The following is a 2,143-nucleotide window of genomic DNA, read 5'->3' as shown; positions in this document are numbered from 1 at the left end:
TTAGAGCGTTTTCACACAGCCTGGGCCCGAAGGCGAAGTCCGGGCGGCGGCGTCGAATGTCGGCTTGCCGGGTTAGACCGGACATGACTGACGCCCCGGCCAGACCGACACTCATGACCCTAAACGGACTTCAGCATCGCTCCCGCGTGTTTACGCCCCGCTTTAACCGGCTTGTCTCCAATGCAACAGAACCGTTCTGGCCGCGTCTTTGTGCTATTGTGAATAGCGGCAGAGGCGCAGCATGAGCGAGACACGGAAAATCGCGGCGATTTTGGCGGCCGACGTCGTCGGATACAGCCGGCTTGCCGGCGCGGACGAGGATCGTACGCTGGCGCGGCTGCGGGCGCTCCGGAGCGATCTGGTCGATCCCACCATCGCGGTGCATCACGGGCGCGTCGTGAAGCGCACCGGCGACGGAGCCCTGGTCGAGTTCCGCAGCGTAGTCGACGCTGTGCGCTGCGCCATTGAAGTGCAGAACAGCATGGTCGAGCGCAACGCGGGCCTGCCGCCTGAGCGGCGCATCGACTTTCGCATCGGCATCCATCTCGGCGACATCGTCGAGGAGAGCGACGGCGATCTGATGGGCGACGGCGTCAATATCGCCGCGCGATTGGAAGGCATCGCCAAGCCCGGCACTATCTGTCTTTCTGAAGACGCCTATCGGCAGGTGAGGGCGCGGCTCGATCTGGCGGTCAGCGATCTTGGCGCTACTCAACTCAAGAACATTGTCGAGCCGATCCGTGTCTATTCGCTTGAGGTCGGCGTCGCCGCACAGGCGAAGCCTGCGACGCATGGCGAGCCCGTGGCGCTGGAAATGCCTTCAGCACGGCTTGCGCTGCCCGACAAGCCGTCCATCGCAGTGCTCGCTTTTCAGAACATGAGCGATGATCCAGGCCAGGAACACTTTGCCGACGGCATCGCCGAGGACATCATCACCGGCCTGTCGCGATTGAGGTGGCTATTCGTGATCGCACGCAACTCGAGTTTCACCTACAGGGGCCGAAACGTCGACGTACGCCAGGTTGGACGCGAGCTAGGGGTTGGCTATGTCCTCGAAGGCAGCGTCCGCAAGGCAGGCAACCGCATTCGGATTACAGGGCAGCTTATCGAGACGGAGACCGGCAATCACCTATGGGCGGAGCACTACGATCGGGCGCTAGACGATGTCTTCGCAATTCAGGACGAGATAACGGAAAGAGTGATCGGTTGCATTCAACCTGAACTCTACGCTGCAGAGCATGCTCGCCTGAAACGGAAGCCGCCACAAAACTTGGGCGCCTGGGAGAGCTTTGTCCGCGGCGTGTTCCTTTACAGTCAGCATTCGGACGCCGGCACCAAAGAAGCCCTTGGCATTTTTGATCACGCCGTCGAGCTGGACCAAAACTACGCGAAAGCCCATGGCTTGCGAGCGGTCTGCCTTGTATGGCGTGCGTTCCAGGGTTGGGAGGATAGAACTACTGCGTTTGCTGAAGCCGCTGAAGGGGCCGATCGAGCGGTCGCGTGCGATCCCCTGGAGCCCTGGGCTCATGTAGCGCATGGCTTCATCGCCGTTGCGAAGCGGGATAACTCGGAAGCAGTTGGCGCGTTCAGCCGAGCCATCGATGCGAGCCCCAACTTTGCCTATGCGCACGGTCTTCTTGGGGCCGCCCATGCACTGGGTGGAAGGCCAGACCAAGCCGTTGAGTGCATCGATCGTGGCGTACGACTGAGTCCCCGCGATACCTTTGGCGATGAGTATCAGCTCTACTACGCGTTTGCTCATTTTCAGGCCGGGAGGTATGCCGCCGCCGCTGCTGCCGCTCAAATGGCCATTCAGCAACGCCCCGGACACCCCGTTCCTTACATCATAGCGGCAGCGTCATATGGCCTCGGGAGTGAGACTGACAAAGCAAAGGGATCGATAGCGCAGCTGACTAACCTCGTCCCCAATATTTCGGCTGCAGACATTGAGGAAAACTTCCTATATTGCCAACGGGAAGATCGGGGCAGGTTGGCTATGGGTCTCCGGACCGCGGGGCTACCGGGGTAGGAGCCTGCAATTAAAGTCGCCATGACCGCTATTGGCCCAGGCTGTGTGAAAAGGCTCTGTTTGCTGTGATTCGCGCGATAAGATTCCCCGCGATTTGCGGGGCATCCGATGAAG

Annotated in this window: 1 protein-coding gene; it reads left to right on the top strand. The window is 60.6% G+C overall.

The features are described 5' to 3' along the window. Nucleotides 1–241: 241 nt before the first annotated feature. On the top strand, nt 242–2,029 hold the full coding sequence (locus tag XI09_RS08745; protein ID WP_271566482.1) for an adenylate/guanylate cyclase domain-containing protein: 1,788 nt from the start codon (nt 242–244) through the stop codon (nt 2,027–2,029). The last annotated feature ends 114 nt before the right edge of the window (nt 2,030–2,143 follow it).

The sequence above is a fragment of the Bradyrhizobium sp. CCBAU 11386 genome (genome assembly GCF_028128955.1).
GTDB lineage: Bacteria > Pseudomonadota > Alphaproteobacteria > Rhizobiales > Xanthobacteraceae > Bradyrhizobium.
Note: the sequence above shows the minus strand (reverse complement) of the source record. Positions and strands in the feature narration are given on the sequence as shown.

Bases quoted from the DNA above. Each gene is read 5' to 3' on its own strand.
- XI09_RS08745 (WP_271566482.1), top strand. From the start codon at position 242: ATGAGCGAGACACGGAAAATCGCGGCGATTTTGGCGGCCGACGTCGTC.